Annotated in this window: 2 protein-coding genes; both read left to right on the top strand. The window is 31.5% G+C overall.

Annotated elements, in window-relative coordinates:
- A partial coding sequence (locus ACQQ6X_RS07515) for an NERD domain-containing protein (protein WP_430493550.1) occupies positions 1-1,235 on the top strand: 1,235 nt, incomplete at its 5' end.
- A 176-nt stretch (positions 1,236-1,411) separates the two neighbouring features.
- Positions 1,412-1,669 (top strand): HNH endonuclease (locus ACQQ6X_RS07510; RefSeq protein WP_430493549.1); only part of this gene is annotated, 258 nt, incomplete at its 3' end.

Below are 1,669 nucleotides of genomic sequence, written 5' to 3'. Positions count from 1 at the left end.
GTATATATAAAGAGTGGGAAAATGTTTTGGCTCTTGATAAACAAGCGTTTCAGTATGGAATTGAAATAATAAATTATTATTCAGAGAGAGTTCCTGAATCTAATAAGAAGCTAAATGACGATAAATTTGGCGAATTGATTGCTACAGTTAGAGCTATTTTCTTTATACTAAATGTAAGAGATATAGCTTCTGAAGGCTTACTAAGTGAGAATCAACTGATTATTGATAAGGAAGGTCTTCTCAGAGTTAATCAAAAAATTGATCATGATTATTTTTCCGATTTCTACGTGGATGCTATGATTAATAGAAGAAAAGTAAGTATCTCTAAAGTAATCTCTAAGCAATTTGATCAAGTGTGTCAAAAATATATTGGTGTAGATCTAGATGGAGTTCAAAAAATTGGGCATGATTTGTTAAGAACTTATAAAAATTCGGATGAATTTTTAATAGGAAGCATTTCTTATTTTAAATTATTGTTTATGGAATTACTAAATATTCCAGTTGAAGCTTCTGAACGATTATTAGCTTTGTTTATGAATGATCAAGATACTTTAGAATTTGCAGTTTCGACCACAGAAAGAGAATATAGACCTTTAAGAAAATGTTTAATTCCCATAAAAAATGACATTATTGCTTGCCCTGTTAGCCTATTATCATATGCAGCAACTGCATTATATTTAGATATTATTGAAAATTCTCTTCCAGAATCCTCATTTAAGCGTGAGTTGTTTAAAATCACTTCGCAATTACATGAAGAATTTGAAAAAGAAGTTGCTAATTCCCTGAAAACAACATTTAAAGACGCATTAATAAAGTATAATGTTCGAAAAGAAAATGAGATTCCCTTTCATTATAAAAAAGGCTATGTAACTTTGTCTGGACAGATAGACGTTCTTATATTGGTTCAAGGAAAGTTATTTGTCATAGAGTGCAAAGATAATCCCTATAAGTATACAGCTAAAGCGATTAGTAATGAATTGAATAAATTCCGTAAAGTTAGTAAGGGGTCATACCAATTTAAACTGAGAAATAAAATTAATGATATTAAAGAGAATTGGGATTCCGTAATAAGTTATTTAGGGGTAGCTGATCCACATTCAGTAGAAAAGCATGAGCCTATTGGTTTGTTTGTAGTTGATTCTTTTTCTGCTAGCGCACTTGAAGAAGAATTGGTATATCCAGTAGTCTTGTTTTCTGGTCTAAGAAATTATATCTATGAGAGATTAATAACTTGATTATTTAGTAGATCGAAAACTTAATCAAACGTAAATGTTTTCAATCCATGTAGGTAAGTTAGAGAAGAATGACCAGCGTATAACATAATATTCACGCTGCGAGCATTCACTCTGGGTCCGACATACGCCGGGTCGTGAATACAGGAACGTTAGACGAAAGACTTGGAGGAATAAGATTGGCATATAAAGATAAAGATCTTAAAATACTTTGGGCATATTCTGGAGGCATTTGTGCTTTTCCTGAATGCAATGAAGAACTAATCGTTGAATCGAGTAATGATATTATTGGACATATTTGTCACATTGTTGCGAAAAGTCCTATCGGCCCAAGAGGAGATAGTAACTATCCAAAAGATTTGTTAAATAGTCATGAAAATTTATTACTACTATGTCCCACCCATCATGCAAAAATTGATTCTGATAACACTTCTTAT

This window comes from Paenibacillus ottowii, from assembly GCF_050516475.1.
GTDB classification, from domain to species: domain Bacteria; phylum Bacillota; class Bacilli; order Paenibacillales; family Paenibacillaceae; genus Paenibacillus; species Paenibacillus ottowii.
The sequence above is the reverse complement of the archived record's forward strand: the minus strand, read 5'-3'. Positions and strand labels throughout refer to the sequence as shown.